The organism is Mesorhizobium sp. B1-1-8, assembly GCF_006442795.2.
GTDB lineage: Bacteria > Pseudomonadota > Alphaproteobacteria > Rhizobiales > Rhizobiaceae > Mesorhizobium.
Genome location: NZ_CP083956.1, coordinates 4,700,145 through 4,725,882 on the forward strand (window position 1 = coordinate 4,700,145; position 25,738 = coordinate 4,725,882).

27 protein-coding genes are annotated in these 25,738 nt (G+C 63.8%); 4 read left to right on the forward strand and 23 right to left on the reverse strand.

The window, feature by feature from the left end; all coding sequences use genetic code 11:
* Positions 1–22: 22 nt before the first annotated feature.
* From FJ974_RS23235 to FJ974_RS23275, 9 genes are all read right to left on the reverse strand, one after another.
* Complete coding sequence (locus tag FJ974_RS23235) at positions 23–940, reverse strand: fatty acid desaturase family protein (RefSeq protein ID WP_140538764.1); 918 nt, start codon at positions 938–940, stop codon at positions 23–25.
* 92 nt (positions 941–1,032) lie between these two features.
* Complete coding sequence (locus tag FJ974_RS23240; protein ID WP_140538763.1) at positions 1,033–1,305, reverse strand: DUF3303 domain-containing protein; 273 nt, start codon at positions 1,303–1,305, stop codon at positions 1,033–1,035.
* Between the two features lie 22 nt (positions 1,306–1,327).
* Positions 1,328–2,791 carry a RimK family protein gene (locus FJ974_RS23245; RefSeq protein ID WP_140538762.1) on the reverse strand — a complete coding sequence of 488 codons (1,464 nt, stop codon included), beginning with the start codon at positions 2,789–2,791 and terminating at the stop codon, positions 1,328–1,330.
* A 3-nt stretch (positions 2,792–2,794) separates the two neighbouring features.
* Positions 2,795–3,892 carry a peptidase C39 family protein gene (locus tag FJ974_RS23250; protein ID WP_140538761.1) on the reverse strand — a complete coding sequence of 366 codons (1,098 nt, stop codon included), beginning with the start codon at positions 3,890–3,892 and terminating at the stop codon, positions 2,795–2,797.
* Positions 3,893–4,098: 206 nt separating this feature from the next.
* On the reverse strand, positions 4,099–4,893 hold the full coding sequence (locus FJ974_RS23255) for an anti-sigma factor family protein (RefSeq protein WP_140538760.1): 795 nt from the start codon (positions 4,891–4,893) through the stop codon (positions 4,099–4,101).
* Positions 4,890–5,408 carry a sigma-70 family RNA polymerase sigma factor gene (locus FJ974_RS23260; RefSeq protein ID WP_140538759.1) on the reverse strand — a complete coding sequence of 173 codons (519 nt, stop codon included), beginning with the start codon at positions 5,406–5,408 and terminating at the stop codon, positions 4,890–4,892. The genes FJ974_RS23255 and FJ974_RS23260 overlap by 4 nt, the downstream gene beginning before the upstream one ends.
* A gap of 439 nt (positions 5,409–5,847) precedes the next feature.
* The gene (locus FJ974_RS23265; protein WP_140538758.1) at positions 5,848–6,261 is read right to left on the reverse strand and encodes a type II toxin-antitoxin system VapC family toxin; all 414 of its coding nucleotides are present in this window, start codon (positions 6,259–6,261) and stop codon (positions 5,848–5,850) included.
* A complete protein-coding gene (locus tag FJ974_RS23270; RefSeq protein WP_140538757.1) occupies positions 6,261–6,503 on the reverse strand; it encodes a type II toxin-antitoxin system VapB family antitoxin in 243 nt (80 codons plus the stop codon). The genes FJ974_RS23265 and FJ974_RS23270 overlap by 1 nt, the downstream gene beginning before the upstream one ends.
* A 49-nt stretch (positions 6,504–6,552) precedes the next feature.
* Positions 6,553–9,324: a DUF2339 domain-containing protein gene (locus FJ974_RS23275; protein ID WP_140538756.1), complete on the reverse strand. Its 2,772-nt coding sequence runs from the start codon at positions 9,322–9,324 to the stop codon at positions 6,553–6,555.
* Positions 9,325–9,550: 226 nt separating this feature from the next.
* Between FJ974_RS23275 and FJ974_RS23280 the strand changes: the two genes are divergently transcribed.
* Complete coding sequence (locus tag FJ974_RS23280; protein WP_140538755.1) at positions 9,551–10,015, forward strand: NUDIX domain-containing protein; 465 nt, start codon at positions 9,551–9,553, stop codon at positions 10,013–10,015.
* A gap of 9 nt (positions 10,016–10,024) precedes the next feature.
* On the opposite strand, the gene recO is transcribed toward FJ974_RS23280, so the two are convergent.
* From recO to rpoZ, 11 genes are all read right to left on the reverse strand, one after another.
* Positions 10,025–10,777, reverse strand: a complete 753-nt coding sequence (gene recO, locus FJ974_RS23285; RefSeq protein ID WP_140538754.1) for a DNA repair protein RecO — start codon at positions 10,775–10,777, stop codon at positions 10,025–10,027.
* An 86-nt stretch (positions 10,778–10,863) separates the two neighbouring features.
* Complete coding sequence (locus tag FJ974_RS23290) at positions 10,864–11,757, reverse strand: aminoglycoside phosphotransferase family protein (RefSeq protein WP_140538753.1); 894 nt, start codon at positions 11,755–11,757, stop codon at positions 10,864–10,866.
* 99 nt (positions 11,758–11,856) lie between these two features.
* Positions 11,857–12,789 carry a GTPase Era gene (gene era / locus FJ974_RS23295; protein ID WP_140538752.1) on the reverse strand — a complete coding sequence of 311 codons (933 nt, stop codon included), beginning with the start codon at positions 12,787–12,789 and terminating at the stop codon, positions 11,857–11,859.
* Positions 12,774–13,487, reverse strand: coding sequence for a ribonuclease III (gene rnc / locus FJ974_RS23300; protein ID WP_181177318.1), 714 nt, complete (start codon positions 13,485–13,487; stop codon positions 12,774–12,776). The genes era and rnc overlap by 16 nt, the downstream gene beginning before the upstream one ends.
* 4 nt (positions 13,488–13,491) lie before the next feature.
* Positions 13,492–14,241 carry a signal peptidase I gene (gene lepB / locus FJ974_RS23305; protein WP_140538750.1) on the reverse strand — a complete coding sequence of 250 codons (750 nt, stop codon included), beginning with the start codon at positions 14,239–14,241 and terminating at the stop codon, positions 13,492–13,494.
* Positions 14,242–14,320: 79 nt separating this feature from the next.
* Positions 14,321–14,734, reverse strand: coding sequence for a holo-ACP synthase (acpS, locus tag FJ974_RS23310; protein ID WP_140538749.1), 414 nt, complete (start codon positions 14,732–14,734; stop codon positions 14,321–14,323).
* Positions 14,731–15,318, reverse strand: a complete 588-nt coding sequence (locus FJ974_RS23315) for a DUF2062 domain-containing protein (protein WP_140538748.1) — start codon at positions 15,316–15,318, stop codon at positions 14,731–14,733. Before FJ974_RS23315 ends, acpS begins: the two co-directional genes overlap by 4 nt.
* Before the next feature lie 253 nt (positions 15,319–15,571).
* Positions 15,572–15,973 (reverse strand): VOC family protein, encoded by a 402-nt coding sequence (locus FJ974_RS23320; protein ID WP_140538747.1) that lies wholly within the window; start codon positions 15,971–15,973, stop codon positions 15,572–15,574.
* A 45-nt stretch (positions 15,974–16,018) separates the two neighbouring features.
* A complete protein-coding gene (gene pyrE / locus FJ974_RS23325) occupies positions 16,019–16,597 on the reverse strand; it encodes an orotate phosphoribosyltransferase (RefSeq protein ID WP_140538746.1) in 579 nt (192 codons plus the stop codon).
* Between the two features lie 111 nt (positions 16,598–16,708).
* Positions 16,709–18,937, reverse strand: a complete 2,229-nt coding sequence (locus tag FJ974_RS23330; RefSeq protein ID WP_140538745.1) for a RelA/SpoT family protein — start codon at positions 18,935–18,937, stop codon at positions 16,709–16,711.
* A 126-nt stretch (positions 18,938–19,063) separates the two neighbouring features.
* A complete protein-coding gene (gene rpoZ / locus FJ974_RS23335; RefSeq protein WP_140538744.1) occupies positions 19,064–19,465 on the reverse strand; it encodes a DNA-directed RNA polymerase subunit omega in 402 nt (133 codons plus the stop codon).
* A 303-nt stretch (positions 19,466–19,768) separates the two neighbouring features.
* Here rpoZ and FJ974_RS23340 point away from each other — a divergent pair, with 303 nt between their 5' ends.
* The gene (locus FJ974_RS23340; protein WP_140538743.1) at positions 19,769–20,350 is read left to right on the forward strand and encodes an NYN domain-containing protein; all 582 of its coding nucleotides are present in this window, start codon (positions 19,769–19,771) and stop codon (positions 20,348–20,350) included.
* A 15-nt stretch (positions 20,351–20,365) separates the two neighbouring features.
* The gene (locus FJ974_RS23345; protein WP_181177322.1) at positions 20,366–21,019 is read left to right on the forward strand and encodes a uracil-DNA glycosylase; all 654 of its coding nucleotides are present in this window, start codon (positions 20,366–20,368) and stop codon (positions 21,017–21,019) included.
* On the opposite strand, the gene FJ974_RS23350 is transcribed toward FJ974_RS23345, so the two are convergent.
* The 3 genes from FJ974_RS23350 to dapA are packed head-to-tail and all read right to left on the reverse strand — an operon-like array spanning position 20,988 to position 23,162.
* The gene (locus FJ974_RS23350; RefSeq protein ID WP_140538741.1) at positions 20,988–21,731 is read right to left on the reverse strand and encodes a GH25 family lysozyme; all 744 of its coding nucleotides are present in this window, start codon (positions 21,729–21,731) and stop codon (positions 20,988–20,990) included. The two genes, FJ974_RS23345 and FJ974_RS23350, sit on opposite strands and share 32 nt — an antisense overlap.
* A 44-nt stretch (positions 21,732–21,775) precedes the next feature.
* Positions 21,776–22,255 carry an SsrA-binding protein SmpB gene (smpB, locus tag FJ974_RS23355; RefSeq protein WP_140538740.1) on the reverse strand — a complete coding sequence of 160 codons (480 nt, stop codon included), beginning with the start codon at positions 22,253–22,255 and terminating at the stop codon, positions 21,776–21,778.
* 25 nt (positions 22,256–22,280) lie between these two features.
* On the reverse strand, positions 22,281–23,162 hold the full coding sequence (gene dapA / locus FJ974_RS23360; protein WP_140538739.1) for a 4-hydroxy-tetrahydrodipicolinate synthase: 882 nt from the start codon (positions 23,160–23,162) through the stop codon (positions 22,281–22,283).
* A gap of 290 nt (positions 23,163–23,452) precedes the next feature.
* Between dapA and FJ974_RS23365 the strand changes: the two genes are divergently transcribed.
* Positions 23,453–25,495: a lytic transglycosylase domain-containing protein gene (locus tag FJ974_RS23365; RefSeq protein ID WP_140538738.1), complete on the forward strand. Its 2,043-nt coding sequence runs from the start codon at positions 23,453–23,455 to the stop codon at positions 25,493–25,495.
* The last annotated feature ends 243 nt before the right edge of the window (positions 25,496–25,738 follow it).

A 25,738-nucleotide genomic window follows, 5' to 3' on the forward strand; every position in this document is an offset into this window, starting at 1 on the left:
CCAGTCCAGCTGAAGGATCACCTCAGCGCAGCGTCTCGATGTATTTCTCGTGGAAGCTGACATAGCCGGGCTCGACGACCTTGAGGTGCCGCTCGATCAGCCGGTGGAATTCCGGCAATTGGTGGAACGGCACACCCGGATAGGCGTGATGCTCGGCATGAAAAGGCATGTTCCAGGCGAGCTTGCGCACCAGCCAGTTGGTCAGCGTCGTCCTGGTGTTTTCCAGCATGTTGGCGACGAAAGGGCAGCGGCCGTGCTCGGCCAGCAGATAAAGCCCGGGAAATGGCTGCCCGAGCAGCGCCGGCACGATCCAGACATAGGGCAGCACACTTGCCTTGAACCCGAGGCCAAGCGCCAGCACCACGACGTAGAAGGCGAGCATGGCGCGCGCCTCGGCGCGCACCTTGGGCAGGCCTTTCGGCGGCACGTAGCTGTCCCGGCAGCGCCCCCTCGCATTGGTGTAAAGCGTCTTGAAATGCCCCCACCACATCGGCAGGCCCGAGACATGGACGATGTATTGCCGCCAGGTCTCCGGCTTCGGGGAGGCCAGCTCCGGATCGCTCTCCGGATCCTGGGTGAAGCGATGGTGAGCGAAGTGGAAGTAGCGGAACCAGTCGGCGGGCAGCGCGATCGCCAGGCTGCACAGCCGCGCGACGGCGTCGTTCAGCCACTGCGTCTCGAAAGCCGTCCTGTGCACCGTCTCATGCAGCAACGTGAACAGGAACACGATCAGGATGCCTTGCGGCAGCATCAGCATCGGCCAGAACGGCACCTTGGCCGCGATCAGCACGCCGAGAACGATGATGGAGCCGAAATGGACAGCAGACTGGATCAGGCCCGGGGCATTCGACTTGCCGGTCAACAGGCTGCGCTCCTCATTCGTCAGCGAAGCGATGACGTCGCGATGGTCGACAGGTTCGGTGCGGTCGGTTGCGTTCATGAAGTCAGGATACTTCAGCCAGAAACCTTTCTAAAAGCTAGGATTTCTGCAAAATAGACAAGCGCTGAATCCTGAAAGCCGGCACCGGCTGCTCAGAGATGCGGGGCCAATGCCGCGACCATGTCCTTGCTCGTCGCCACCGGGACGATTTCGAACTCCACCAGATCCGCCCATTCGATGACCCAGCGCTGCAGCAGCGTGATGTCGTCAGCTTCCACCAGCAGGAAACAGCGGCTCATGTCCGCAGCAATCCAGCTGTGGTGCACGACAAGCTCGTCCGGCTTCAGCCGGCCGCGGTCGCGGAAGCGGCGATAGATGTCCTTGCGGTCGCAGCCGGTAAAATCCTCGATCACGACAAACAGCATTTTCCCCCCCAAAAAAGGATGATTACCGGCCCGGCCGCTCCAGGCGCTCCAGGAACCATTGCGTCAGCCGCACCCAGACCTCGTCCTTCTCGCCGGAATCTTCCCAGCCATGGTCGAGATTGGGGTTGTCGTTGACCTCGATGACGAAGACGCCGTCCTTGGTCTCCTTGAGGTCGACACCGTAGAGCCCGTCGCCGATGCAGCGCGCCGCCTTGACTGCCGTCTCGACGACATTGGGCGGCGTCTCCTTCAGCGTGAAAGTCTTGATGCCGCCCTGGTCAGGCTTGCCGTTGGCCTTGTGGTTGACGATCTGCCAGTGTTTTTTCGCCATCAGATAATGCACGGCAAACAGCGGCTGGCCGCCTAGAACGCCGACGCGCCAGTCATATTCGGTCGGCAGGAATTTCTGCGCAATGAGCAGGTCCGAATCTTCCAGCCATTCGGTTGCGAGCCGTGTCAGCTCTTCCAGGGTCTCGCATTTCTTGACGCCGCGCGAGAAGGAGGAATCCGGGATCTTCAGCACGAGCGGAAAGCCCAGTGTCTGCACCGCCAGTTCCAGATCGGACGTGCCGGCGATCATCACCGTCGGCGGTACCGGCACCTTGTTGTAGGTCATCAGCTCGTTGAGATAGACCTTGTTGGTGCAGCGGATCATCGACAGCGGATCGTCGATAACCGGCATGCCTTCCTGCTGGGCGCGGCGCGCAAAACGATAGGTGTGGTTGGAGATCGACGTGGTTTCGCGGATGAACAGCGCGTCGTAGTTGGCGAGCTTGGCCAGGTCCTTCCTGGTGATCGGCTCGACTTCGACGCCCATTTTTTCGGCGATCCTGGCCCAATAGCGCAGCGAGGAAATTTCAGACGGCGGCAATTCCTCGTGCGGGTCGACCAGCGTCGCGAAAGTATAGCGCGCGGGCGTGCGGCCCTTGGTGTCGCGCCATTCGCGGTTGGTGTAGGTCTCCAGGCACTGCAGGAAGAATGCCTCTTCCTCGTCGGTCATGCGGGCGATCGGCAGGAAACCGATCTTGCGGATCGAGGCCCATTCGGCGCTGTCCTTGATATGGACCTCGAGCGCCGGCGCGCGAAACCAGTCGAACAGGAGCTTGGCGAAACGGTCCCAGATCTTGGAGGGGCCGATGCCGAAGAAGATCGCGACCTTGGAAGGAAAAATGCCGCCCAGATCCTTGCGGCATTTGTTGAGCGCCAGTTCCAGCTCCGGCAGCGCGTGTTCGTAAAGCTTGCGCTCCGACAGGTCGATCATCGTCTCGACGGTCGGGATCACCTTGTGGCCGCGCGAACCGGCAAGCAGCGAGGCATAATAGCCGCGGCTCTGATAGCCGTAATTGTTGGACAGGTTGATCACCTTCGGCCGCTGGCCGCGAAACAGCGCCGGATGCGCGAGATAGTCGCGATTGGTGATGATCTTGTGGGGCGTCGCCACCTGGTCGAGATCGTTCTGCCTGCCTGTAAGGATGACCCAGGTCATTGTTCAGCGTTTTCCCAGAGTGATGGCGGCACGCAATCCATCGCGGCCGAACTGCGCCATATTCATGAAGATGCCGTAGGGCACGGGGATATTGGCGGCATCGAGGATCGTCTCCTGCCTTTCGTCCTCGACCCACGGGTCGTGGATGAGGATGTGGTCGCCGTCGTCGCCGATCGCCAACACCCAGTGCGGAACCTTCTTGCCGAACATCAGGAAGCCGCTGATCAGCACCAGCACCAGCTTTCCCTCTGCAATGGCGGCGCGGATGTCGTCAATGACGAATGGACGGTAATTCACCGGGATGCCGTAAAGTTCCGCGCGGTGGCGGAAGTCGACCTGGGCGAGTTCCATTACCCGGCGCTTGTCCTCGCTCCTCACCGACTGCAAGAAGAGCGCGCCGTAGAAGGAGACGAATATCTCCGCGGAGAGCCCGCTTTCATAGCTGGCGACAGCAAGGCCGAAGGGCTCGCAGCCGCCCGGCCCCGACATCATGAAGACGGTGGTGGCCTCGCGCCACAGGCGGATCTCCATCACCGGGTCAGGCACGAAGCCGGGATCGAAATTGGCCATCGCCATCATCAGGCAGCAGGGGCCACAGGTGAACTCGCAGGTCTGCTGATAGAACGGCACGCCGGTGGCGACCGGGATGTCGCCGCGCAGGGTCTTTTCGTAGCGCAGCGCCGTGGCGCCGTCCTCGTAATAGTCCGGCTCGCGGCCTATTTTGCGGTAGCCGGCCTGCTCGTAGATGCGAATGGCGCGATCATTGTCGTCGCGCACTTCGAGGCGCAGCATCATGCGGTCATGGTTGAAGGCGGCATCCTCCGCCGCTTCCAGCAACTGGCGGCCGATGCCGCGCCCGCCGAAAAAGGGACCGGTGGCCAGCGAATAGAGACGCGCCACGCCGCTGCCTTTGCGAAACAGGACCACGGCATAGCCGGCGATCCGGCCGTCGTTTTCAGCGACCAGCAACTCGGCCGTCTCGCGCTCGATCAGCTGGCGAAAGGAGCGTCGCGATATGCGGTCGCTTGAGAAAACAGCCTTCTCGATGGCGGCGAGGTCATCGACGTCTGACGCACGGGCCTTGCGGATCTCGGCAGGCATGCGGGCTTGGGAGAACCTCGATTGGGTTGCGGAAAAGGCCCCGGTCAAAAAAGCAAACACCGGCCGAAGCGCCGGTACTCATCAAGCGCTATCGCTCCTTGATTAGGGCTGAATTGTGACACTTTCGGCGGCGGCAAGGAAGCGCGAAGTGTTTGAACAAGATCGCTGTTTGGAAGAGCTGCCGGCTGCGGAAAACGCAGCCGGTTTCAGCTCGAAATACCGGCGAGCAGCTGGCCATAGGCGCTCTTGGCGACCGCCGACAGGCGCTCGCGCGGCAGCCAGCCGACGACGGCGCAGCCATAGCCCTTGTCCAGCCAATAGACGGCTTCCGGTCCGTCGGACTCGGCCGCGTAGGTGCCCTTGGCGGTTTCGGACGATTCGGCCGTGACGAAAAGCGAAACGCGCTCGCCCCTGGCATCCTCGTAGAGCAGCATGGCGGCCTTGCCCTTCTCGCCCGCCGGCAGCAGCCGGCCGCCGACGAGCACGAAGCCTTCGGCCGTCAAATCGGGCGCGACCAGCTTCAGCCCGACGCGGTTGGAAAGCCAGCTCTGCAGATGATCCTTGTCGCTGGCCGGCACCTCCACCGCGTGACGCTTCTCGGCGGCGTAGAGGACATGGGCGGCGATCGCCTGCTCGGCGAGTTGGTCGTCGCTGTTGTCCGCCAGGCCGATGCCGTCGATGCCGGCGACATAACCGCCGAGTCCGCCGACCGCCAGCACAGCGGCGGCGGCGGCCGAAAGCCACCAGCGCGAGCGCCACGTAGCCGCCTTCACCGGCGCCGCGCCGAACAGCGCCTGCCTCAGCCGCGCCGGCACCGGCTCGTCGAGCACGCCGGCAAAGGCCGCGCGCAAGGCGGTGCGGTCGGCGATGTAGCGTGCGCTCTTAGCCTTCATTTCGGGATTGGCTTCGAGCCAGGCGTCATAGCCCATGCGCTCCTCGCCCGGCAGCTCGCCGTCGAGGGCCATATGGATGTCGCGTTCGGAGAAATCGCGCCGGGTCATCGCTCGACGATCCTTATCGAGCGACGGCGCTGGGTGTCATCCAGCAGCACGCGCAGTTCCTCACGCCCGCGCGCAATGCGCGACATCAGCGTGCCGGCCGGCACGCCGAGGATGTTGGCGGCCTCGGCATAGGAAAAGCCTTCAATGGCGACGATGACCAGTGCGGCGCGGCGATCGGGGCTGATCGCCTGCAAGGCATCCATGATCTCGCGCGAGGCGATGGTTTCGACCTGGTCAGCGGGCGCAGTCTGGGCTTCGGCGGCTTCCAGAGGCAGGATCGCTGCCTCGCCTCGCCGGTTCACCTTGCGCATCTGATCGATGAACAAATGATGCATGATCGTAAACAGCCACCTCCGGGGGCTTTCTCCAGTCTGCCAGTTGTCGAGCCGCACGAGAGCCCGTTCCAGGCAATCCTGGACGAGGTCGTCGGCTGAATCACGGTCGCGCAGCAGCGAGCGCGCGTAGCGGCGCAACCGCGGTATTTCGCTTAGGATCGCTGCCTTCTTGTCGTCCATGACCGCTTGTTTCGAGATCGTCCCTCACCCGATTGAACGCGCCTTTGCGGCGCGGCGCAAGCAGCCAGCGCGAAGCGGCCCACCGCTCCGGTTGCCCAAGCACAGCAGTAACGCTGGCGGGTGCAGGTTTATTCCCGGCGGTAAATCGATTGCCAAATAGGTAAAATGGGTTCTGTCGGCTGCCCTATACCGCAAACTCGTCAGCATGCCCCCGCGCGATCGCTTACACGCTTGAGGGCACACCGGACGACGTCCATGATGAACTGATGTCCGGGTTGGAGGCGATCGTAACCGGCGAAGAGCCGAATGCTTAAGCCGGGCGACTTGGTCCGATATTACTATTTGTGGGCGGCAGGCGGCCGCCGGTGAGGAATCAGGCCGCAAAGCGCGACCGCAAATAACAGCGGCGCGCGGGCTACCCGGCTATCGAAGCCACATTTTATGCTAGATCGGTCTGAAGAAAATCGCCACCCTTGTAGAGCAGCGGAACACCGAGAGTTTTAGCGCAAGCATAGGCAAAACAGTCGCCCAAGTTCAGATCGGCTTGATGACCGACGGCCTTGCCATAGCGGGCGCTGGCATCGATGGCGTGCGAACCGATCTCGTCGCCGATTGGCACATTTTCTCCGCCAATTTCCAAAATCAGCTGATCTACCAGATCGCGAGCCTTAAGGAGGGCTGCAGCGTTCGGCTTGCGGGGACCCGCGCCGGCGCGCGCCAGAGCTTGTGTCGCTTCGAAACGTACCATCGCGGAGACGTAGAAGTCGGCAGGTCCAGAGAGTTGTTTGGACAATTCTTCCCAGCCAGGTTCCTGGTTGAGAACGGCGACGATCACCGAAGCGTCAACAAACATCAATCTTCCCACATCTCATCGGTGAATCTCTTCATATCGAAATCGGGATTGGGCAGACCGATCTTCCTCGCCTCCGCTTGAAGCCTAACGATCCGATCGCGCAGCGGCACCTTGGCACGATGGCGCTCCAGTTCGTGCATAAGGGCTGTCCGCACCGCCTCAGTCTTGCTCGGCGCGTTGGTCTCGCGCTGCAATTTGGCGGCCAGCGCATCCACTTCATCGTCACGTATGTAGAGCGGCATGTGAATATCCTCTTCTGGATATTCTAAATATCCCACATTGTATATTCTTTCAAGAAATCTCCCTGGTCTCCCGCGCCGCTCTTGTCAGCAGCCGCTGATAAAACAGGCCGATGCCGATCAGCACCGCGCCGAGGCCGATGAAGGACAGCGCGCGCAGCACGCCTTCCAGTTCCGACATGTCGAAGAGGAAGACCTTCAGCACCGCGACCGCGATCAGCACGGCGGAAGCGATGCGCAGCACCTGCGACTTCAACCAGACGCCGGCGGTAAGCAGCGCGACACCGATGACCAGCCAGAGCGCCGAATAGGTGTAGGTCTCCAATTGGCCGAGCCCGCTCCACAGGCCGATGAACTCGCCCTTGAACAGGCGTCTGACAGAAAGCGTCGCATAGGCGAAGGCCAGCAGCGAAGCCACCAGCACCAGCATCGCCGCATACCATTTCGGCCGCTTGTCGCGGACGTAGAGCGCCAGAGCGCCGGCGGCGACGGCCGGCAGGAGATAGGCGAGGAACAACAGGTTGAAGACGGGAATGGCGCCGGTCGATTCGTCGGTCGCCAGCGGGTTCAGCACCAGGAAATGCTGGATGGCGATCAGGCCAGCCGAGACGACGCCGATCGCAATCGAGCCGTAGCGCAGCACCGAGCTTGGTGAGCGCCTGTCGATGGCGACCAGGATGGCGCCGGCGCCGAGTGCGACCAGCGTGTAGATCGCCTGTTCGGCAAGGGTGACGGCGCCGGTGTCGATGACGCCGCCATGCATGGCATGGCGCACCAGCATGGCCACCGTGAGCAGCGCGAACAGTGCTGCGGCCGCTTCCATGGCGAGGCGCGGCCGGCCACCGGTGGTGCGCGCCAATTGCCAGGCGGCGAAGCCGAAGGCGAGCGCCGGCACGCCATAGCCCGGCAGCAGCCAGTTGAAGACCGGCGTCCTCGACAGCACTGCCGTACCGACGATGGTCGGATCGAAGGCGACGCGGCCGAGCACGGCAATGGCCGCACCGACGGCGATCCAGCCCAGCACCGGATAGGAGCGCCAGCGCGTCGCCAGCGCCGGCACGATGGCGGCGGCACCGAGAAGCACCGTCGTCCAGCCGGAGCCGAAGGCCATATGCAGCATCAGGAAGCCGGCGAAGCCGGCGCCGGCGAGCGCGAAGGATACGGCCGGGCCGCCGGCAAGCGACGGCGCCTCGCCACGCGCGATCCACTCGCCGCCGGCGGCGAAGACCAGCACCAGCAGCAGAGCCGGTAGCGCATAACGGAGATCGCGGTCGATATCGCCGAAGGTAAGCCATAGCGCTAGGAGCACGACCAGCGGCGCAATGACGCCCCATGCAGCCCAGCAGGCGGCGCGGACCGGCGCCGAAGCGACAAAGCGGCGCGCCGCCCAGAAGCCGGCGGCGATGAAGACCAGGCTCAAGGCGATGCCGAGGCGGAAGGTCAGCGTATCGGAGGTCGCCAGCGGCTGGGCACCCAACCCGACGTCGAGAGCATCGGCGCCGATGGTAGCCGGCGGGACGATGCCTAGATAGATGAGCACCGTCGCCAGACCGGCGGCGAAGACCAGCGGCAAAGCGCGCGGCCGGTAGAGTGCTGCCGCAACAAGTGCCACGAGCAGCACCGCGCCATGCAAGGCGTCGCCGGCGCTGGCAAAGGCCGGATCGACGGACAGTCCCATCGCAGTCAGCGCAACGAAGAAGCCTGGCACGATCGACGGCCAGTCGAAGTCGGCGTCAGATGATTGCGCATCATCGCGGCCCGCAGTCAAGAAAGGGGCGAGCCTGACGAAGGCAAGCACGGCCAGCGTGGCCAGGCTGATGAACAGGATGGCGGCGAGGTTCGCGCCCGGCGCGTCGGTCATGTAGAGGATGGTCCAGATGCCGGTGCCGGCGAAGCCTGCGGCGACAAGCGCTTTCCAGGCGCGAATGCGCGCGACTGCCGCCGTGGCGGCAAGCACGATCGCCAGATAGCCGAACAACGCCCAGGGATTGGGCGCCTGCGAGGCGACCAGCGCCGGCGTGGCCATGGCGCCGACGAGGCCGATGCCGGCAAGCGCCAGTCCGTGAACCAGCGAGACGGCGATGGTGGCGACGCCGATGGCGCCGAGCAGCGTAAAGGCAAGCGCCGGACCGACGAAGCCATAGATGCCATGGGCGGCGTAGACGGTGCCGAACAGGATGAAGGCGCCTGCCGCTGTCAGGATCGCCGGGATATAGGCGCCCGCCGCGCCCTGCACCGGCACCCTGAAGCCGGTGCGGCGGATGAATTCGGCGCCGGCGATCAGCACAAGTCCAAGGATGCCGGCCATGGTGAGGCGCACGCCGGGGCCGAAAATGCCGGCCTCGATCGTGTAGCGGATCAGAAACAGCCCGCCCAGCGCCAGGGCAATGCCGCCGACCCAGACCGCCCAGCGGGTGCCGAGCGCGGTTTCGACATCCGTCTGGCGCGCAGCCTTGGCGGTCGCCGGCGCTTCGGCCGGCGTGGCGGGTTCAGCCGGCTTGGAAGGCCCGGCATCAGCCCCCTCGCCTTTTCTCGCCGATATCGCCATCACCTCGGTCTTGGCGGGCTCGGGCTTAGCTGCGGCGGCTTCGGTTGCAATGTCGGTCGCCGGAGGCGTAGCGGCCTCAGTGGCAGACCCGGCCTCCCGCGGCGCATCCTCAGCCGCGACGGCGGCCGCCTTGGGCGCAGGCGGCTGAGCTCCGGAAAGCACCAGACTGCGCAGCGCGCCGAGCTCGCGCTCGATCAGCGCGATACGGCCCTGTTGACGTGAAACGATGACGAATAAAGCGATGACCGCGGCAATGGAAATCAGGCTGAAAAACATGGCGGTTTCCCTCAAAACCGGACCAATCGTGGCCGACAAATGCGGCAATGCGACGGCTGCTGAAGTCGGCGCCAACAAGATCGAGCACGTTTCGGCATCGATTGCCAGCAACCTGCCGGCTTATCCAATGCCGACACGTCGAAGCAGCTGCGTGCCGGCGAATTACCGCCGCCTCGGACGAAATGCTCATGTTATTCTCGGACAGGAATTGCGACGAGGCCGATCGATGCCGCAACGAAGCGCGGGCCTGCTGATCTACAGGCGCACCGCCGGTGTTTTCGAATTTCTGCTGGTCCATCCCGGCGGACCGTTCTGGGCACGGAAGGATGAAGGAGCGTGGTCGATCCCGAAAGGCCTCATCGATGATGGCGAGGACGAGATCGCGGCTGCCCGGCGTGAGGCGGAGGAAGAGCTCGGTGTCGCGATCGACGGCGATTTCCAGCCTGTCGGCAGCTATAGGCAGCCTGGCGGCAAGATCGTGATCGCCTGGAGCGTCGAAGCCGACATCGACGCAGGCGCCATCAAAAGCAACATGTTCACGATGGAGTGGCCGCCAAGGTCTGGCGCCATGAAAGAGTTTCCCGAAGTGGACAAAGCCGGCTGGTTTCCACTGCCCGAAGCCGGCCTCAAGATCCTGAAAGGCCAGCGCGCCATCCTCGACGATTTCCTGGAGCGACGCGGCGCCGGTTAGACACTCGCCTTATTCGCCGGCGATTGCTTTCACCGCTATCTGATGGCGCCGCAGCGCGGCGAGGAAACCGGAACGGGCGTCGGGCGGCTCGAGGCCGCGCGGCTCGTAGACGTGGCGGGTGAAGAAGAAGCCGGTGAGCCGGAAAGCATCCTCGAGCGCTGCCGCATCGGCGCGCAGGCCGGAACCGCGTTGCAGGAAGGCAGGCAGCTTGAGCATCTTGTCATGCCAGGCAGCACCCGCCGCGCGCGAGACGGCGCGTCCCGATTTCGGCGAGACATAGGCGAGGTCCTGCCGCGAACCGGTCGCCGCGCACTGGCTGAGGTCGAGGCCGAAGCCGAGCTCGTCGAGGATGAGCAATTCGAAGCGCGCCACCAGCTCTCCCGCCGCATCGGCATCCTCGAGATGGGTGATCATCACGGCAAGCGCCTCATAGAGGCCGCCATGGGCATCGCGCTCGGGCAGCAAGCGCAGATGCGCCGCCATGGTCTGCAGGCCGTAGACGGCGACCGCGCTGTCCATCAGCCGGGCGGCGTTCATCTCGATCGCCTCGGCTTGGAAGATGCCGAGATGTTCGTCGAGCCGCGCCCGCCATAACAGGTCGACCCGATTGCCGGGCTGCAGCACCGGCTGCTGCTTGCGCGAGCGGCCGCCGCGCACCAGGCCGAGATGGCGGCCATGGGCGCGCGTCATCACCTCGAGGATGGCGCTGGTTTCGCCATGCCTGCGGGTGCCGAGAATGATTCCCTCGTCGCGCCATTCCATGGGGCTGAGCTTTTCACCGGTTGAGTGGCGAAATCAAGATTTCGGCACGCCGGGCTCGATCTGTGCTGACGTTCGCTGGTGCTGTTTCAGACCCAGCGGCGATGATCGGCCAGCACCTCGCCGATCACGTGGCGCTGCCTTTCGGCCTCGGCCTGGTTGGCGTCGTGTCCGGCGACGGTGATCAGCGCCTTCCACAATGTCCAGCCGCGGCCGCGCGCCCAGGTCGCGTCATCGACAGCGATATGGGTGCGGAAGGCCTCGCGGCCCTCGCCTTCGAAGAAAGTCCAGGCGATCGCCAGATCGCAGGAGGGATCGCCGACGCCGGAGGTGCCGAAATCGATCACCGCACTCAGGCGGCCGTTCTCGACCAGAAGATTGCCCCAGGCGACATCGCCATGAAACCAGACGGGCAGACCATGCCAGGTGGCGGCAAGGGCCGCCTCCCAGACGGCGATGGCGGCTTGCGTGTCGATCCGGCCTTCGAGTGCGGCAATAGCTTGCCGCGCCTCGCCGTCATAGACGCTCAGCGGACCGCCCCGGTGGAAATTATGCTGGCCGGGCGCAGGGCCGTCCGTCGGGTCGATGCCCCTCAATGCAACAAGGAAATCGGCGAGCGCGACGGCAAACGCACCAAGATCGGCAATGCGTGCATTCTTCGCCGTCTCGCCCGCGACCCAGCGATAGATCGACCAATGCCAAGGGTAGCCTTCGGCCGGTTCGCCCATGGCCAGCGGCGTCGGAATGGGCAGCGGCAGGAGGGTTGCCAATTTCGGCAGCCAGCGCTGCTCCTTCTCGACCTGCAGCGAATAGGAGGCCGCACTCGGCAGCCTGACCGTCATCTCGCCGCCGAGGTGGAAGGTGCGGTTGTCCCAGCCGCCGAAAGCGACCGGGCTGACCGGCAGATGCCGCCAGTGGGGGAACTGCGCGGCGATCAGCCGGCGCACCAGCTCGACATCGATTTCTAGTTTCGTCTCATGCATGTCGCTGTCCCAGATCGCGGGGCAGTTCTAAGCGACCTGCACTTCATATTTATGCATGTCGTTATCCCAAAACCGCTTCACACTTTTGGGCGACCTGCATCAATGAGGAAACTCCAGTCCCATCTCGCGGTAGCGCTCGGGATCGTCGCCCCAGTTCTCGCGCACCTTGACGAACAGGAAGAGATGCACCTTCTGTTCGAGGATGCCGGCGATTTCCATGCGCGCGGCCTGGCCGATGGCACGGATCGTCTCGCCCTTGTGGCCGAGCACGATCTTCTTCTGGCTGTCGCGCTCGACATAGATGACCTGCTCGATGCGCACCGAGCCATCGGTCTTCTCTTCCCATTTCTCGGTCTCGACATGCGAGGAATAAGGAAGCTCCTGATGCAGCCTCAGATAAAGCTTTTCGCGCGTGATCTCGGCCGCGAGCTGACGCATCGGCAGGTCGGAGATCTGGTCTTCCGGATAATACCAGGGGCCGGCGGGCAGCGTCTCGGCCAGATAATCGAGCAGGTCCTTGCAGCCGGAGCCGGTCAGCGCCGAGACCATGAAGGTGCGCTTGAACGGCACTCTCTCGTTTGCTGCCGCGGACAGGGCCAGAAGCGTCTCCGGCTTGACCCTGTCGACCTTGTTGAGGACGAGAACCATCGGTTGGCCGACGTCTTTCAGCCGATCGAGGATGGCGTCGGCGTCGCCCCTGATGCCGCGCTCGGCATCGATCAGCAGCACGACGACATCGGCATCCTTGGCGCCGCCCCAGGCGGTGGTGACCATCGCGGTGTCCAGCCGCCGCTTCGGCTTGAAGATGCCCGGCGTGTCGACGAAGACGATCTGCGCGTTCTGGTGCGTTGCGATACCGCGCACGATCGCGCGAGTAGTTTGCACCTTGTGTGTAACGATCGAAACCTTGGCGCCGACCAGTTGGTTGATCAGCGTCGACTTGCCGGCATTGGGGGCGCCGATCAGCGCGACGAAACCGGAGTGCGTGGCAGCGGCTTCAGGAACTTCGACTTTTGTCATGCCGCGCTCCATACACCTTCGCGCAGCAGAAGTACTGCCGCCGCCGCCTGCTCCGCCTCGCGCTTGGAGCGGCCGCTGCCGATGGCCGGCGCGAAGGCGCCGACCTTGACGCTGACGGTGAACAGCGGGTCGTGGTCAGGACCCTCGCGGGCGTCGATCCGGTAGGCGGGAACCGCACCCGCCGCCGCCTGATGCGCCCATTCCTGAAGTTCGGTCTTGGCGTCGCGGCGCGCGGCGCCGATCGCCTGCGAACGCGGCTCCCAATAGCGATGGATAAACGCGCGGGCCGCCTCCATGCCGCCGTCGAGATAGACGACGGCGATCAGCGATTCCAGCGCATCGGCGCGCAGATTGGTGCGCTTGCGGCCTTCGAGGCTGCGCACGTCGGAGCCGGCGCGGATCAAATCCGGCAGGCCGATCTCCTCGGCGATCTCCGATAGCGCCTCGGCGTTGACCAGCGCGTTGAGGCGAAGCGAAAGCTCGCCTTCGTCGGCATCGGGAAAGGCGGCCAGCAGCATGTCGGCCACGACAAGGCCGAGAACCCGGTCGCCGAGGAATTCGAAGCGCTCGTAATCGACACCGGCATGGCTGGAGCGCGCGCTGGCATGGGTCAGCGCCCGCTGCAGGCGCTGGCGGTCGGCGAAGGCATGGCCGGTGCGCTCCATGAGCGCCTCGGCGAGCGCATCGGCGGTCAACCGCTTGGTGGCCATCACCCTAGCTGACGAAATGGAACAGCCGCCCGGCGCGGATCAGCGACGGCCACTTCCAGATTTCGAGCGGGCTGGCCTTGCCGCCGATCGAGAAGAAAATGATATTGGCGCGCCCGACGAGGTTCTCGGCCGGGACGAAGCCGACGGTGAAGCGGCTGTCGGAGGAATTGTCGCGGTTGTCGCCCATCATAAAATAGTGGCCTGCCGGCACTGTCCATTCGCGCGTGTTGTCGCCGATCGAATTGGGCGAGATGTCCAGCGTGTCGTAGCTGACGCCATTCGGCAGCGTTTCCCTGTAGACGTCGATCGGATGATCCTCTTCCGTGATGTCGGGATTGTCGATTTGGCCGGTTTTTACCCGCGGCACGCCGACGTCGTTGATGAAGAGCTGCCCGTTCTTCACCTGGATCTTGTCGCCTGGCAGGCCGACGACGCGCTTGATGTAGTCGATGGACGGATCCGGCGGGAATTTGAACACCACCACGTCGCCGCGCTTCGGCTCCGAACCCCAGATGCGGCCCGAGAAGATGTCCGGGCCGAACGGCAGCGAGTAGTGCGAATAGCCATAGGCCCATTTGGTGACGAAGAGATAGTCGCCCTCAAGCAGCGTCGGCCGCATCGAGCCGGACGGAATGGAGAAGGGCTGGAAGAGCAGCGTGCGGATGACCAGCGCGAGCAGCAGGGCCTGGATGATAACGGAGAAGGTCTCGCCAAGCCCGCCGGATTTCTTCACTGATTTTTCAGCCACGCTCATGTCGTCCTCGATTGTGCGATGTTGGTATAGAGTCTCGGCGCGCGCTGGGCAACGTCATGCCACTGGTGGTCAGATGGAATCAATGTGGCGCTTGTTCGGCGGGCACCGCCTCGATGATCACAAAGGCTTGAGCAAGCGGAAAATCATCGGTGATGGTGAGGTGGATCAGCGCGCGGTGGCCTTCGGGAAGGATCCTGTCAAGCCTGGCGGCGGCTCCCCCGGTCAGCGCCATGGTCGGCGCGCCACTGGGCAGGTTGACCACGCCCATGTCGCGCCAGAACACGCCCTCGGCCATACCGGTGCCCAATGCCTTGGCGCAGGCTTCCTTGGCGGCGAAGCGCTTGGCATAGGAGGCCGCGCGGGCGGCACGGTGCTCCGACTTGGCCTGCTCGATTTCGGTGTAGATGCGCTGGATGAAACGACGGCCGTGCCGTTCCAGCGACTTCTCGATGCGTCTGATGTCGATCAGGTCGCTGCCGATCCCGATGATCATTCCGCCGGAACTTCCCGGCCGCCGCCGTGCCTGGCCTTCTCGGCCCGCTCGGCCATGCGCTTCTTCCGCTGCTCGCGAAAGACGGTCATGCCCCAGCGCGTGATGCCGTAGAACACGAGTCCGAAGACCAGGCCGAGCGGCACCGCGCCGATCAGCATCGGCTCCAGCACCGGGTGCCACAATTTGGCGAAGGAAAGCTTGTGCATCATTTCGCCCAGATGCGCGGGCGGCCCGTTCCTGGGCAAATGCTCGTGCAGGATGAGCTTGCCGGTCTCCCACGACGCGCCCCACAGCAGCGGGAAAGTCAGCGGATTGCCGAAGAACACCGCGCCGAGCGCTGCCGCCACCAGATTGCCGGCGATGATCCAGCAAAGCACGGCCGCAATGACGAAGTGGAAGCCGAGCGGGAAAAACGAAGCAAAGACGCCGGCCGCGACACCGGCCGCCACGGCATGCGGCGTGGCCTTCAGCCTGAGGATGCGCTTGGAGAAATATTGAACGGAGCGCGAGAACGAGCGGCGCGGCCAAAGGTAAGTACGCACCCGTTCCAGGAAGCCATCAGGCTCGCGGCGTCGAAAAAGCACTCTGTTCCAGTTCCCGGTCTACCCAACACCCGCCGCCCTGCCATCCCGGGCCGGGTGGCGGCGACATATCTTGCGCTTCGAGGGCGCAGAAAGGCAACAACGACTTTGATATAGCGACGGTTCGGCCAAGCGACAACGAAATGCTGCCGCGATGGTCTGCCGCAGGCGTCAACAAAACCGATATTGGGGCGAAACTGAGGAGAACAGCAGCATGTAAGCCTCACGGCTCGACCCCAGGCAGACATGGAGGCGGCTAATCCAGATATTCGCTAACCTCGACCAGATTGTCGTCGGGATCGCGGAAATAGACCGACATCATCCTGCCCTGCGCGCCGATGCGCTCGACAGGGCCGACTTCGATGGCAACGCCATTGGCCTCGAGGCTGGCCTGGACTTCGGCCAGAGGCTTTGCGGCGACGAGGCAAAAATCGCCGAAGCCGGGCGTTGGCGCCTTCGCTTTCGGCTCGAAAGTGCGGCCGACCTCATGCAGGTTGATCTTCTGCGAGCCGAACAAAAGCGCGGTCGGCCGGTTCGGCTCGTCCAGGCGGCGCAGCCCGAGCACGCGCTGGTAAAATCCGCAGGTCGCCTCGAGCGAGCGGACCGTCAGCACGAAATGGTCGATGCCAGCGATCAAGGCCGATTTGGTTTCATGCATATCGTCACCCCAAAACCGCTCCACACTTTTGGGCGACATGCATCCTCAAATGTTGCGGCTGCCGGGCTTAACGGCTGGGATGGCGGCAAGTTCCGGCGGCAGGCGGTCGGCCGGATAGGCCGGAACCTCATATTCGGCGAGCGCGATCAGCGGCACGCCGACATCGGTCTTGCCGGCCGAGCGGTCGATGATGCAGGCGGCCGCCACCACGTCGGCGCCAAGCTCGCGCAGGCAGTCGATGGTCTCGCGGATCGACAGGCCGGTGGTGACGATGTCCTCGACGATGACGACGCGCGATCCCTCGTCGATCTCAAAGCGGCGGAGCCTGAACTCGCCCCCTTCCCGCTCGACCCAGATCGCCGGGACGCCGAGATGGCGCGAGGTCTCGTAAGCCGGGATCAGCCCGCCGATGGCCGGCCCGACGACATAGTCGATCCTGCCCGGCACCGCCTTGCGGATCTTGTCGGCCAGCGCCTTGCATAGGCGCTCGGTCTTGTCGGCATGCATGAAGACGCGCGCCTTCTGCAGGAAGACGGGGCTGCGAAGGCCCGACGTCAGGATGAAGTGACCTTCGAGAACGGCACCGGCCTCGCGGAAAATGTCCAGCACTTCATCGACGTTCATTGTTCGCTCCATGCCGTTGGCGAGTGGTGAATAGTGAATGGTGAATGGTGAATGGTGAATAGCGGTGAGAGCACCTTCTATTTCACTAATTCACTGTTCACTATTCACTAATCATCCATTGACGCGCCTTGCGTCGCTGACGCTCGAATTGTCCTTCAGCTGCGACAGCAACCGGTTGAGGTGCTTCAAGTCCCAGACTTCCAGGTCGATCAGCATCTCGGTGAAATCGGGCGCGGTGCGCACCATCGACAGCGTGTGGATGTTGGCGTCGTTGGAGGCCACGACCTGGGCGATATCGGCCAATGAACCCGGCGCGTTGATGGCGGTGACCGAGACCCGCGCCGGAAACCGCTCCTTGGTGCTTTCGTCGATATCCCAGCGCACGTCGATCCAGCGCTCGGGCTGGTCGTCGAAGGCCTGCAAGGCCGGCGACTGGATCGGGTAGATGGTGATGCCGGTTCCGGGCTGGACGATGCCGACGATGCGGTCGCCCGGCACCGCCCCTTCCGGCGCGAAGCGGACCGGCAGGTCGCCGCGCACGCCGCGGATCGGCACCGCCCCGTCGCGCGGCTGGTCCTTGTCCTTCTTCGCGGCGCGGCCCGGTATCTGGAACAGCATGCCGGCGGCATTGCGGATCTTCGACCAGCCCTCCTCGCGCTGCTTGGGAGCGGCGACGGTGACACGCTCGTCCTTGTAGTCGGGGAAGACCGCCTTCATGACGTCGGTCGAGCCGAGCTCACCGCGGCCGACGGAAGCCAGCACGTCCTCAATGTCCTTGCGCGCCAGCCGGTGCAGCACCGGCTTCAGGCTTTCCCTGGTGAAGGTTTTGCCGGCGCGTTCGAAGGCGCGTTCGAGGATGCGGGCGCCGAGACCGGAATATTGCTTGCGGATGGCGTTCTTGGTGGCGCGGCGGATGGCCGAGCGGGCCTTGCCGGTGACGACCACCGATTCCCAGGCCGCCGGCGGCACCTGCGCCTTGGAGCGGATGATCTCGACCTCGTCGCCGTTCTTCAATTCGGTCATCAGCGGCATGATACGGCCGTTGACCTTGGCGCCGACGCAGGTGTCGCCGACATCGGTGTGGACGGCATAGGCGAAGTCGATCGGGGTGGCGCCGCGCGGCAGCGCGATCAGCATGCCCTTGGGCGTGAAGCAGAAGACCTGGTCCTGGAACAGCTCCAGCTTGGTGTTTTCGAGGAAATCCTCTGGATTGTCGCCCTCGGCCAGCTGCTCGATGGTGCGCCGCAGCCAGGCATAAGCGTTGGTCTCCTTGGAGATCGCATGCGTGGCGCCATTCACCTTGCCGCCGGTGTCCTTGTAGATGGAGTGCGCGGCGACGCCGTATTCGGCGATCTTGTTCATCTCGCGGGTGCGTATCTGCAATTCGACACGCTGGCGCGACGGGCCGACGATGGTGGTGTGGATCGAGCGGTAGTCGTTCTGCTTCGGCGTCGAGATGTAGTCCTTGAAGCGGCCGGGCACCATCGACCAGGCGGTGTGAATGGCGCCGAGCGCGCGGTAGCAGTCCTCGACCGTGTCGACGACGACGCGGAAGCCGAAAATATCGGACAGCTGCTCGAAGGACAGCGCCTTGGCCTCCATCTTGCGGAACACCGACCATGGCTTCTTCTGCCGGCTTTTGACGCTGGCCTTGATGGCATGCTTTTCAAACAAGCCGGACATCGCCGTCTCGATCTCCTGCAGCACGCCCCTGTTGCGCTCGAAAATCTCGGCAAGCCGTGCGGTAACCGCACGATAGGCCTCAAGATTGATATAGCGGAAGGCGATCTCCTCCAGCTCCTCGCGCATCCCTTGCATGCCCATGCGGCCGGCGAGCGGCGCATAGATGTCCATCGTCTCCTCGGCGATGCGCAGGCGCTTGGCCTCCGGCACATGGTCGAGGGTGCGCATGTTGTGCAGGCGGTCGGCGAGCTTGACCAGCAGCACGCGCACATCCTCGGAAATGGCCAGCAGCAGCTTGCGCAAATTCTCGGCCTGCTCGGCCTTCTTGGAGACGAGGTCGAGTTTCTTCAGCTTGGTCAGGCCCTCGACCAGCTTGCCCATCTCGGGGCCGAACAATTCGTCGATCTCGGCCCTGGTCGCGGTGGTGTCCTCGATCGTGTCATGCAGCAGGGCGACAGCGATGGTCGCCTCGTCCATGTGCATTTCGGTGAGGATGGCGGCGACTTCGAGCGGATGCGAGAAATAGGGATCGCCGGACGCGCGCTTCTGATGGCCATGCTTCTGCATGGCGTAGACGTAGGCCTTGTTGAGCAGCGCCTCGTTGACGTCAGGCTTGTAGCGCTGCACGCGCTCGACAAGCTCATACTGACGCATCATGGGCGGGATCTCGCGGTGCTGAAATGATTGATGCGCCGTACCAGGGTACGGCGCATCCCATAGATAGCCACGAAACTGCCGATACGGAAGTGCCGGATGCTTGATCCAGGCAAGTTCCGGAAGAGCTTAGTAGTCGTCGCTCTTTTCCGGGGGTACCAAGCCTTCGATGCCGGCCAGCAGGTCTTCCTCGGTCATGCGGTCGAAGGCGATGTTGTCTTCGGCATCGTCGGTGTCGGCCGCGGCGGTCGCAGCACTGGTCTGGTCGGCAATCGCCTCGCCATCGGCCTCCGGCTCGTCGACTTCGACATGCTTCTGCAGCGAGTGGATCAGGTCTTCCTTGAGGTCGTCGGGCGACAGCGTCTCCTCGGCGATCTCGCGCAACGCAATGACCGGATTCTTGTCATTGTCGCGGGGAACGGTGATCTGCGCGCCCTGGCTGATCTGGCGGGCGCGGTGGCCGGCGAGCAGCACGAGTTCGAAACGGTTATCGACCTTGTCGATGCAATCTTCAACGGTTACGCGGGCCATGGACTGCCCCTTTCATGCGATGGATGTGGTGGAAAACAAGCGCGCTCCATAACAAGGACGCCGCCGAAATACAAGCATTATGGCGGCAGCGGCCGAAGCGTACGCCTCTGCCCGGCTCAATAACCGGACGCTATCCGTCGCTCAGATAGTGCCGATCACAATTGCTTGCAATCGGCGCCGCGCCCTTGGATATCCATAAATCTGGCGTTATCTCGAAAAGAGCGCAAATCGGTCCATTGCCGGGCCGGCTGATAGCACTCACGCATTTAGACGACCGCCATTTTCGAAAAAGGATATTTTTGCATGTTCGATCCCCGTGAAAAGATCGCCCTTTTCATCGACGGTGCCAATCTCTATGCCACCTCGCGGGCGCTGGGCTTCGATATCGACTACCGCAAGCTTCTGTCGAGCTTCCAGAAGCGCGGCTATCTGCTCAGGGCCTATTATTACACCGCGCTGGTCGAAGACCAGGAATATTCCTCGATCCGGCCCTTGATCGACTGGCTTGACTACAACGGCTTCAAGGTGGTGACCAAGCCGGCCAAGGAGTTCACCGACTCCACCGGGCGGCGCAAGATCAAGGGCAACATGGATATCGAACTTACCGTCGATGCGCTGGAGCTTGCCGATGTCGTCGACCATTATGTCATCTTCTCCGGCGACGGCGACTTCCGCACCCTGGTGGAAGCGCTGCAGCGGCGCGGCCGAAAGGTGTCGATCATCTCGACCATGGCCTCGCAGCCACCGATGATCTCGGACGATCTGCGCCGCCAGGCCGACCATTTCATCGACCTGATGACGCTGAAGAACGAAGTCGGCCGCGACCCGTCGGAACGGCCGGTGCGCCGGCCGGAACCGGCTGAAGTCGACGAGGACGAGTATTGAGAAGCGGCGGCCTTGATCGCCGCGCCTTCCCCGGAACCTGATCGCGACTGCCCGCTCTGTCCGCGGCTGCATGATTTCATCGCGGCCTGGCGCGAGCGCGAGCCGGGCTGGTTCAACGCGCCGGTGCCGACCTTCCTGCCGCCCGAGGGTGAAGACTCGGTCCGGCTGCTGATCGTCGGCCTGGCGCCGGGCCTGCGCGGCGCCAACCGCACCGGGCGCCCCTTCACCGGCGACTTTGCCGGCGACCTGCTCTACGGCACGCTGATCGCGCACGGTTTGGCGCGCGGCGAATTCAAGGCGAGGCCCGATGACGGCTTGCAGCTTGTCGGCACGGCGATCACCAATGCGGTGCGCTGCGTGCCGCCGGAGAACAAGCCGGCAGGCGCCGAAATCGCCACCTGCCGGACTTTCCTCAAGCCGACCATCGCGCGCTTCCCCAATCTGCGCGCGGTGCTGACGCTGGGCGCGATCGCGCATCAGTCGACGGTGCGGGCGCTGGGCGAGCGCGTCGCCGGCCATCCGTTCCGCCATGGCGGACGGCAGGAGGCCGGTGGCATTACGCTGTTTTCCAGCTATCACTGCTCGCGCTACAACACCAACACCGGCGTGCTGACGGAGGCTATGTTCGTCAATGTCTTCAAGGAGATAGCGTCGTTTCTGAAGAGCTAGGTTCAGGAGCCGAGGCAAACAGCTCCGAGAGTCTCGCCGGCCCGCCCTTCAGCACATTCAAGTCGACGTCGCCGTCGATGCCGTCGACCCGGCCGGTGTCGAGATATTGCCAATAAATCCAATCCTGCTCTTTCGGCACCATCGCAATCGAGCGCAGCCAGTGCTGACGAACCGCGATATGAGAGGCATAAATCGGCGCCGCCTCGTCGGTGATGTAGATGATCGCCGGCTTGCCGTAGGCCGCCTCGACAGGGCCCAGGAATGCAAGCAGTTCCGCGTTGAGTTCGGCGGGCGAAGGTCGATTCGGACAATTGCCGTGGAACTCGATGTCGACCACCGGCGGCAAAAGCGGCTCGCCGCGCGGCACAGCCGAAAGGAAGTTCTTCGCCTGGTCGGCGCCCGAACGGCAGAAGGTGAAGAAATGATACGCGCCAACCGCGAGGCCTGCCGCGCGGGCTTGGTGCAAATTCTCGGCAAAGGCATTGTCGACATGATCGCCGCCCTCGGTCGCCTTGATGATGGCGAAGGCAACATCGTTAGCCGCAACGCGATGCCAATCGATATTGCCCTGGTGGTGCGAAACGTCGATGCCTCTGATGGGGAATTCGGCGCGATCCGGTGGAAAAGCGCGGGACCGGAAAAAGCCCTCTGCCCATACGGCAAGCCCCAGAAAGACGAAAGCCAGGGCCAGGACAATCAAGCGGTTCCTCAAGCCTCGGTTCCCCTGCCCGCCTCGCCCGGATACAGCCGGCGCTTTTACCCGCGCTCCTTGAGCAACCGCCCCTTTTCGCGCGACCAGTCGCGCTGCTTTTCGGTCTCGCGCTTGTCGTGCAATTTCTTGCCGCGAGCCACCGCGAGCAACAGCTTGGCGCGGCCGCGATCGTTGAAATAGATCTTCAGCGGCACCAGCGTCATGCCCTCGCGCTCGACGCTTTGCGACAGCCTGGCCATCTCGCGTTTCGACACCAGGAGTTTCCGGCGCCGGCGCGGCTCGTGGTTGAAACGGTTGGCCTGCAGATATTCCGGCAGATAGGAATTGATCAGCCAGATCTCGCCGCCTTCGGCCGAGGCGTAGCTTTCCTGGATATTGGCCTGGCCCTGGCGCAAGGATTTCACCTCGGTGCCGGTCAGCACCAGGCCGGTCTCGATCGTGTCGAGCACCTCGTAGGAAAAGCGCGCCTTGCGGTTTTCGGCGACCGTCCTGTTGTTGGGATCGGCTTTCTTAACTTGATTCATAATGCGGAGAGGTGGCGCCTCGTCCCTAATTAATCAAGCCGGCGAATTTCATCGCCTGATCGATCTTGTCGGCCGTCGACTGTTCGACGGTGACCAGCGGCGAACGGACCACGTTCTCGACCTTGCCCAACTTCGACAGCGCATATTTGGCGCCGGAGACGCCGGGCTCCATGAAGATCGCCTTGTGCAGGGGCAAAAGGCGATCCTGCAAATCGAGCGCCCTGGCGCTGTCGCCGGACAGCGTGGCTTCCTGGAATTCGGCGCACAGGCGCGGCGCGACATTCGACGTCACCGAGATGCAGCCGACGCCGCCATGCGCGTTGAAGCCGAGAGCCGAGGCGTCCTCGCCGGAAAGCTGGATAAAATCCTTGCCGCAGGTGGCGCGCTGTTCCGAAACGCGCTCGACCTTGCCGGTCGCATCCTTGACGCCGACGATATTCTTGAAGTCGTGAGCAAGCCTGCCCATCGTCTCCGGCATCATATCGATGACCGAACGCGGCGGGATGTTGTAGATGATGATCGGCAGCTTGGTCGCCCTGGCGACGGCGGCGAAATGCTCATAAAGGCCGCGCTGCGTCGGCTTATTGTAATAGGGCGTGACGACCAGGGCGGCGTCGGCGCCGGCCTTTTCGGCATATTGCACCAGGCCGACCGCTTCCTCGGTGTTGTTGGAGCCGGCGCCGGCGACCACGGGGGCACGGCCCTTGGACACCTCGATGCAGACCTTGACGACATGGCGGTGCTCGTCATGCGACAGCGTCGGCGACTCGCCGGTGGTGCCGACCGGAACGAGGCCTTTGGTGCCCTCGGCGAGCTGCCATTCGATAAACAGGCGAAAGGCTTTCTCGTCGAAACGCCCGCTCTTTTCGAACGGTGTGACGAGCGCGGTCAGCGAGCCTCTCAGCATGTCGGGACTTTCCTGGGTTCATGCGTGTCGTCGCCCCAAAACCGGTACCCACTTTTGGGGCGACATGCATTGGTGTTTTGTCGTTTCGGTTATCTGCGCGCCTTCTAACCGAAAGCGAAGCGGCGCACCATAGTCTCGACATGGTTGCACGGCAAGCATCGCCTTGATGCCAGCAAGCGCAATTGGAACGGCCTCGGTAATCTTTTGTTCACAGGCCCTTCACGACCTGAGTTTAAGCTCCGTCGGGCTTTGAGAGCTCGCACCTGCTGGCGGTGAGCTGGGACAGAAGAATGCCGAAGAGGCGGCCTCATCTTTTGGCGCTTTTGGGAGCTGTCGTCGTGCTGGTGCCGGGCATGGCGATCAGCGGCAGCGCCGATGTGCGCATTACCGCGGCGGTCCCGACGCCCGGTGCGCCGCAGGCTCCAGGCCAGTCACAGCCCTCCCCGCCTTCGCAGAGCGTCGCCCAGTTGAAGAGCGGCCTCGATGCGCTCGCCGCCAACGACATCGCCGGCGCGCGCAATGCGCGCGATACGCTGCCCGCCACGTCGCTCGACCGGCACATCCTTGCCTGGGCGATCGCGCTCTACAGCGGCAACCAGGTGCCGAGCGGCGAGATCGCCGATGCAGCCAGGATGCTGCCGGGCTGGCCGGGCACGATCGAGCTGCGCAAGAACAGCGAACGCGCGCTCTACCGCGAAAACCCGCCGCCGCAAGTGGTGGTGCAGGCCTTCGGCCTCAGCCAACCGCTGACGCCGGAGGGCGTGATGATCCTCGCCCGCTCCCAGGTCGCGCTGGGCAATGCGGCCGCGGCGCGCGCGGTGCTGGTGCCGTTCTGGCGCAGCGAGAAATTGGCGGCAAAGGATGAGGCAGCCATCATCAAGGAGTTCGCCGCGCTGATCCCGGCGGCGGACCATCGTTACCGCATGGAGCGCATGTTCTATGCCGACCGGCCGGCCTCGGCGCTGCGCATCGCGGGCCTTGCCGGCGCGCAGCAGCTGGCCGATGCCTGGGCGGCGGTCGACAGAGGCGACAAGAACGCGGCCAAGCTGTTGAAGGCGGTGCCTGAAGCGCAGCATTCGGCCGGCTATTATTTCGCCGAGGCCGAATATCTGCGCAAGCAGCGGAAATTCGCCGATGCGGCTGCTGTCGTGATGACGGCGCCGACGGATCGCGATGCGCTGGTCGACCCTGACGCCTGGTGGGTGGAGCGGCGGGTTCTGTCGCGCGAGCTGGTCGATGAGGGCGACGTGAAGACCGCCTACAGAATTGTGTCCATGCATGCGGCCGAAAACCCGGAGAATGCCGCCGAGGCCGAGTTCCACGCCGGCTGGTATGCGCTGCGCGGCCTGAACGACCCGGCAACCGCCGCCACGCATTTCGCCAGGATTGCCGGCCTCGCCCGCGGACCGGTGTCGTTGTCGCGCGCCTATTATTGGCTCGGCCGCGCCGCCGAAGTCGGCGGCCCTGGCAACGCCCGGGATTATTTCGCCCGCGCCGCCGCGTATGGAACGACCTTCTATGGCCAGCTGGCGGGCGAGCGCGCCGGCCTTCGGACGCTCAATATCGCCTATCCCAAACCCAGCGCCGCCGACCGGCAGAGTTTCGAAGGCCGCGAGGCCGTCAACGCCATCAGGCGGCTGCAGGAAGCGGGCTACGACCGCTATGCCGAGACGCTCTATCGCGACCTCGCCGGGCAATTGTCCAGTCCGGGCGAGCTGGCGCTGCTTGCGATGCTGGCGGAAAAGCAGGACAACCACTTCATGGCGCTGAAGGTCGGCAAGATCGCCGCCCAGCGCGGCATTGATGTCGGCGCGCTGTCGCATCCGCTGGGCGTCATCCCCGACACGGCCGACATTTCCGGCTCCGGCAAGGCGCTTGCCTATGCCATTGCGCGCCAGGAAAGCGAGTTCAATATCGGCGCCGTTTCGAGCGCCGGCGCGCGCGGCCTGCTGCAACTGATGCCGGACACCGCCAAGCAACTGGCGAAGAAGGCCGGTATGATTTTTTCGCAGGCTCGGCTGACGAGCGATGCCGGCTATAATGCGACGCTGGGTTCGGCCTTCCTCGGCGAGCAGCTCGACCGCTTCGGCGGCTCTTATGTGCTGACCTTCGCCGGCTACAATGCCGGTCCCGGCCGCGCCGCCCAATGGGTGGCGAAATACGGCGATCCGCGCGGCAAGGACGTCGATGCCGTCGTCGACTGGATCGAGCGCATTCCCTACACGGAAACAAGAAGCTACGTGCAGCGCGTGGTGGAGAACTACGAAGTCTACAAGATGCGTATTTCGGGGAAATACGACATCGTTGGCGATCTGGTGAACGGGCGGAGTTGAGGCCTCTTTCCCTTCTCCTCTTGTGGGAGAAGGCGGCCGAGCGAAGCTCGGTCGGATGAGGGGTTTTGGAAGGATCGCTACTTTGAAGGCATAAGCACCTGAAAGCGCCAGATTCTTCCTTGCCTCGTTCCTTCGCGCATCCCTCATCCGTCTCGACGCTACGCGTCGATCCACCTTCTCCCGCAAAGGGAGAAGGAAAGGCATTTGACCATCACGGCCCTCGCCTTTAGCTGTCGGATCAAT